The 6,361-nt window shown below is 44.1% G+C and carries 6 protein-coding genes; 5 read left to right on the top strand and 1 reads right to left on the bottom strand.

The features are described from left to right. The first annotated feature begins 58 nt into the window (after positions 1-58). The 5 genes from tsaD (at position 59) to RMO55_RS05025 (ending at position 5,465) form a co-directional block, all read left to right on the top strand. Positions 59-1,108, top strand: coding sequence for a tRNA (adenosine(37)-N6)-threonylcarbamoyltransferase complex transferase subunit TsaD (gene tsaD, locus RMO55_RS05045; RefSeq protein ID WP_310424462.1), 1,050 nt, complete (start codon positions 59-61; stop codon positions 1,106-1,108). A 420-nt stretch (positions 1,109-1,528) separates the two neighbouring features. Next, positions 1,529-4,012, top strand: coding sequence for a dynamin family protein (locus RMO55_RS05040; RefSeq protein WP_310424460.1), 2,484 nt, complete (start codon positions 1,529-1,531; stop codon positions 4,010-4,012). 86 nt (positions 4,013-4,098) lie between these two features. Then, positions 4,099-4,488 carry a hypothetical protein gene (locus RMO55_RS05035; RefSeq protein ID WP_310424458.1) on the top strand — a complete coding sequence of 130 codons (390 nt, stop codon included), beginning with the start codon at positions 4,099-4,101 and terminating at the stop codon, positions 4,486-4,488. A gap of 129 nt (positions 4,489-4,617) precedes the next feature. Then, the gene (locus RMO55_RS05030; RefSeq protein ID WP_310424455.1) at positions 4,618-5,139 is read left to right on the top strand and encodes a KGK domain-containing protein; all 522 of its coding nucleotides are present in this window, start codon (positions 4,618-4,620) and stop codon (positions 5,137-5,139) included. 83 nt (positions 5,140-5,222) lie between these two features. Beyond that, positions 5,223-5,465 (top strand): HNH endonuclease, encoded by a 243-nt coding sequence (locus RMO55_RS05025; protein ID WP_310424453.1) that lies wholly within the window; start codon positions 5,223-5,225, stop codon positions 5,463-5,465. Between the two features lie 122 nt (positions 5,466-5,587). On the opposite strand, the gene RMO55_RS05020 is transcribed toward RMO55_RS05025, so the two are convergent. Beyond that, a complete protein-coding gene (locus RMO55_RS05020) occupies positions 5,588-6,325 on the bottom strand; it encodes a Uma2 family endonuclease (RefSeq protein WP_310424451.1) in 738 nt (245 codons plus the stop codon). Positions 6,326-6,361: the final 36 nt, after the last annotated feature.

Here is a 6,361-nt window from a genome sequence, read left to right as displayed (position 1 = left end):
CCACCACGACGGTTGCCAAATTATTTACCTCTATTTTCATATTTAAAATTAGCAGCTAATGACAACAGTTTTATCAATTGAAACAAGTTGTGACGAAACTGCGGTAGCAATCGTTAACAATCGTAAAGTTTGCAGCAGTATTATCGCCTCTCAAATCCCAATTCATACCCAATATGGGGGTGTTGTTCCAGAAGTAGCATCGCGGCAACATTTATTAATAATTACGGATCTGATCGCCCAAGCGATTGAGGAGGCTGGTATAACTTGGGCAGAAATTGACGGAATTGCGGCAACTGTCGCGCCTGGATTGGTGGGTGCGCTGATGATTGGGATGAGTGCGGCGAAAACTTTGGCGATTTTGCACGACAAACCATTTTTGGGCGTGCATCATCTGGAAGGGCATATTTACGCATCTTATCTAAGTGCGCCAGAATTGGCACCACCTTTTCTGTGCCTGTTGGTATCGGGCGGACATACTAGTCTGATTCATGTCAAAGATTGTGGAGTCTATACCGAACTCGGAGCGACTCGCGATGATGCAGCCGGAGAAGCCTTTGATAAAGTAGCCCGAATGTTGAATCTAGGCTATCCAGGCGGCCCAGCAATCGATCGATTGGCAACTCAAGGCAATCCAACGCTTTACCCCCTGCCAGAGGGCAATATCTCGCTACCTGGGGGTGGTTTTCATCCCTATGATTCCAGCTTTAGCGGTGTCAAGACGGCGGTACTCAGGTTGGTGCAAAAATTGCAAGCTGAGGGGAAGGAATTGCCTGTGGCGGATATTGCGGCGAGTTTCCAAAATAGTGTCGCTCGATCGCTTACCAAACGCGCGATCGCTTGTGCGATCGACCATAACTTAGATACAATCGCCATCGGTGGTGGTGTCGCCGCGAATCGGGGATTGAGAGCGACGTTACAAGCTGCTGCCAGTCAGCGCAATATCAAAGTGTTGTTTCCGCCGATGGAGTACTGTACTGACAATGCCGCAATGATCGGTTGTGCTGCGGCGGAACATCTCCGACGAGGACATATTTCACCCCTAGATTTAGGCGTACAGTCGCGGTTATCGATTATGGAAGTAATGAGTCTGTATCTAAGCGAAGGCTAACGCTTACTGATAAGTCAACTGGACTTCGTTTGTAATGGGTTTACCCCCCAACCCCCCCCTTGGAAAGGCTACGGTGTATACACAAGTCTGGATAAAGCGAAAACCCTAGAAATCCCCCTAAATCCCCCTTAAAAAGGGGGACTAAGATCGGACTCTTAGCCCCCTTTTTAAGGGGGTTTGGGGGATTTAGATCTAGAAACGAAGTCCAGCCAACTTGTGTATACACAGTAGCTTGGAAAGGTGGGGCTTTCCGGCTCCCTCCCCTTAGAAAGGGGAGGGCTGGAGTGGGGTAAAGATCTACGCAACACCTCCAACAGATTGGCGTTTGCTAAATTCCGTGTGACAGTTTGGGTAATCTAAATGCTAGTGGGGATGTAATCTTTATGCCCCTCTTCAGCAAAATTACCTTCAGCCCCGAACATGAGTCCTCACCATCGCCCAAACGCCCTACCCCAGTGCCAAAACCTTCAAGCACAGGTAGATTCAGTTCTCAACCTACTCCAGCAGGAACCCACCCTTCGGGCGCAAATAGACACCAGTGCGGTACGCTCATCGCTCAAAAAAGCCATTGCCCCCACCTTTGAAATCGTCTTCGCGGGTGCATTTAGTGCTGGCAAATCAATGTTAATTAACGCCCTCCTAGAGCGAGAATTGCTCTATAGTGCCGAAGGACATGCCACAGGCACCGAGTGTCAAATTGCCTACGCCGAGCCAGCGCAAGAGCGAGTAGTGCTCACCTTTTTGTCTGAAGTCGAAGTATTAAGTCAGGTGCAATTGCTGGGTAAAAAGCTGGGATTAAATTTACACGATCCGCAACAGGCAAATCTGCTATTACAAGAACAGAGTTTGATGGATACACTCCGCGATTCTTGTATCGCAATTATCCAGCAAGAAGGGGGCGAAAGCAAGTCAGAGCGAGCCAAGCAAGCCTCAGCATTTAAGCTACTCATTCAAGGTTTTATCGATAATAAAAAGTACATCGACAAAACAACTAATCGTACCCTGTCGATGGAGCAATTTGATTTTAAAAACCTCCAGGAAGCCGCCAGTTATGCGCGGCGCGGTAGTAATAGTGCCGTGTTGCGACGGGTAGAATATTACTGCCATCATCCATTGCTTCAAGATGGAAACGTATTGGTAGACACCCCTGGAATTGATGCGCCAGTTAAACGGGATGCGGAGTTAACTTATACAAAGATCGAAAATCCTGATACATCAGCAGTCGTCTGCGTCTTGAAACCAGCTTCATCGGGGGATATGACGAGCGAAGAAACCGAAATGCTCGAACGAATTCGTCAAAATCCTGGCGTTCGAGATCGAGTTTTCTACATCTTCAATCGGATCGATGAAACCTGGTACAATTCTCAATTGCGCCAGCGGCTAGACAATCTCATTGGCGAACAATTTCGCGATTCGCAGCGCGTCTATAAAACTAGCGGATTGTTAGGATTTTGGGGTAGTCAACTCCGCCAGACGAATGCAAGTGACAGATTTGGGCTAAATTCCTTTTTCGCCGCAACTGTTACCCCAGATAGTGACGAGACTCCTCAATTTATCAATGAGTTTAATCGTTATTGTTCCAGCTCTGGAAAATTGTCAGGAGACAAATTTCGGGTAGATGTACGGAGCTATGAATCGGCGACTGAAAACTACCTGCGAATTCTTGGCGAGCAGGGCAGTGGATTAGTCGAGCAATTGGTAAAAGATAGCGGCATCGAAGAATTTCGGACTGCCATCACTCGCTATCTCATGGAAGAAAAACGACCATTATTATTAGTCAATCTCGCCGACGATCTCCAACCGATCTGTATCAGCCTGCGGCGCACTTATTTAGAAACTTGGCATCATCTCAAAGCACAGCCCCAAGATGCCACTGCAATCAAAGAGCAGGAACTTCAGCTCTTGAGTAAAGATCTTAAAGATGTCGGTGATGAGTTTAAAGAACATATTAATTCGATCGTCAATGAAGTTGCAGCCAGTAATACTAACGTTGCATTCGAGGCAGATTTCACTAAACTTAAAGCCAAAATGGTGAGTCGTTTGGATGAACTATTAACTAGGTTCTCCGTTAGTCAAGTACATCAACAAGCACAAGCCAGCCATCGCCGCAATTCAGTCGTTCCTTTAATTGGGATTTTGAGTGAAGCATTCTACTATTTAGCAAATGGTTTAGAAGATGTCTTAGTCGCCGCCGTTGAAGAATTAGTCGCCAACTTCTTCCAACAGTTAAATACTCAAATTCAGAAACAGGAATATTATCGCAATCTATATCGATTATTAGGTAACGACAGCGGCATCGAACAAAATCTCAAACAATTAGAAACTATTGTTTCCAGCTCTTTAGTAAATGCGGCGCGAGTGGAATGCGATCGATATGTGCGCGAACGTCCCGAATTTTTCACTGAAGGAACGTCTTCTCTCTTCCAATTACGTCAAACACTCCAACAAGCCTGTCGCGGTTACGATCACTATAATATGATTGAAGCAGAGCCAGCAATTCGGCAACTATTAAAGATTGATTTTGAAGAAAAAGTTCGCGATACCGTCATGCGATCGTTCCGCCAAGTCATCAATCAATCTCTCAACAATCAACTATTACCTGGCGCCACTCATCAAGCCGAACAAATTCTCGCTCAATACGATCGCGCTCGTGCTTATTTGGCGAAAGCATTGGAAAAAGAAGCCGAAGAAAAGATTCGGCAAAATCAACGGCAATTAGCAGAAGTAGAACAACAGATTGCTGTATTCAATGAGGCGATTGAGGGGATTAATAGCTGTCTAGAAGCGATGCAGTTAGACAGGCATCGTTTACCTACACTTAATCAGTCAGAGCTGTTATTGTTGCCGATTAATGATACGGCTGGAGTTTCGGCAGAGTTGATTATGGCTGGGGATAGTAATTAATCGACGGGTTTCGATCGATCGCCGTGATGATCGATCGAAGTTCTATACTGGGTACTATATAAAAGTAATATTACAATAATTAATTTATGAGTACTGCTTTTGTTGTTCCTGACATTACCTGTATCTATAGCACTATCGAAGACTTGCTTTATATGAGTGAATCTCAATCATTGATTAACACCTCTTTTGGTATAGATGAGGATGAAGGTGAATTCATTAAGTTCAATTTTCAGCTCAAACATGGTAGTGCAACTGTGACTATTTATGAGGATAATGGTAGCTTTTTATATATAGACAGAAATGGAGAAGACTCAGACTGTACAGGTTTTGATCGAACTGATTTTACGAGTACAAGTGGATCTTTTTATCAAGCATTTAAAGGAATACTCTCTTTAGATCGCCAGCAAGCTAGTACAGCTAAAATCACTAACACATCAGTCGATCGAGCATCTTTCGGATTAGCGGAAGTTAATTAGATCTGTAGGGGCGGGTTTATGCGATTAATAAAGATCGCACCAAAAATCTACAATCGAACCCGCCCGCCCCATCAATCAAATGACGAACACGATACATCTACGCCTAATATATTCAACCATTATAAAATTATGATCGATCGATCCAAACAAATAATTCCCGATTCAGATGCTGTTGCTCGTTGCCTCGATCCAGAAGTATTAGAAATACTTGATTTACATGGCACCTTTGTACTTAGCGAACTTCTCGAAATGCTTAAAGGATCGAGTGCAGATTGTATAGATACGATCGATCAAGCAGCATTTATAGAGAAACTAACGAGTATGATAGCAGGAATAATCCAGCAAGGGTACTCTAGAGAATATTTGGTGGACAAGGTTTCAAAATTTGTCAAAGGTAGTGCACTCGATGCACAGAGAGATAATCAAAAAATTAATAATTCACTTTTATCTGGCATAAGCTGTAACCTTTTACAACCTGATGGAAAAGGTTGGCAAAAAGGTAAGCTAAAAATGTGTTTTGAATTCATACCTGAAGAACCTGAAGCTGTAGCAAAGCAAGAAAAGCCAGTCATGACTCATTTATCTTCATTAGATCAGATTCGACAACTATCGAACGAATTGGCATCAGCAAAAGCGACAGAACAAAACTAGTGGGGTTGGGCGGGTTTGGACGTTGATTTTTAGTACCATCAGAATTAATCGCATAAACCCGCCCCTACGGATCTATGAATAACATGAGAGAAAAATCAAAGCGAATCAGCTTTCCCAAAGAAGTACGAGAATATGTATTTCAGCGAGACAATCATCAGTGTCAAAGCTGTGGACAAACTACTAAATTGTCGATCGATCATATCATTCCTCTAGCTACAGGTGGTACCAACGATATTAGCAACCTCCAAACCTTATGCGGCTCGTGCAATAGCGCGAAGAAGCACTATTTTGATGCTAGGTTTGATCGACATTTTAGTTCTAGTTGAATTTTAGGAGTTAATTAATTTAGGGTAGGGGCAATTCATGAATTGCCCCTACCCTAAATTAATTAACGACATTCAGCAACGCCGAATTTTATGCCATTTTTAAAAACCACTTATGACTTATTTTAATCGTTAATGGATGGCAAATTATCTGGATCGATGCCTTGCGATCGAATATAATCCATCAATCGCTCTTTTTGTTGACGCTCATGCTCGATTTGCTCCATCGCCCAGGGTAAAATCGTTCCAGACTCATCCCACCACCGGAGCCAATAGCCAGCTCTGCCCTCTTTATTACCGCGCCAGGTGCCCAGAAATAAATTCATTTCTGCAATCCAGTGTCGTCCATCAGCATCGGGGAACACCAGCTCATAGCGTTCGTTTTGGCGTTGATAAAACTCTAATAACCCGCTCTCTGGCTCGAAAATAACGTAGATTGGGACTTGCAGAATTTGCTCGTAAAAGAACCATTTGCCAGGGGGAAAGGTGCGCTTGACAGAATATTCGCTCCCATCCACATCAGAGAGAAATTCCATCACGATGGTAGGGACATCGCCTTCAGCGTGAGGTGTATAACTTCGGCGAGTTGATTCAGTCGGTTGTGTGGCGGCTACATACAACCAATCAGGAGCCTTCACCACAATTTGTCCGTCAATCGTCGCGCATAGTCCAAAATTGGAGACGATGAGCATCTGTGGCTGGATCAAGCCACTGAGTTCTAAACTTTCACGTAGTGCCCCTGCTAACAGAGGTTGTCCATCATTCTCCACTGGATCGTCCTCTAATTGAAAATCTTTGGGCAATGGTTCCCAAGTAACGATCGATTCATGGTTGATTCTGGCTGTGCCGAGTTGAGCAATCATGGCTTTTGCCTGGTTAGTCTAGCTTTTATTTTATCC

It is taken from the genome of Chamaesiphon sp. VAR_48_metabat_135_sub, assembly GCF_031418915.1.
Lineage (GTDB): Bacteria > Cyanobacteriota > Cyanobacteriia > Cyanobacteriales > Chamaesiphonaceae > Chamaesiphon.
Note: the sequence above shows the minus strand (reverse complement) of the source record. Positions and strands in the feature narration are given on the sequence as shown.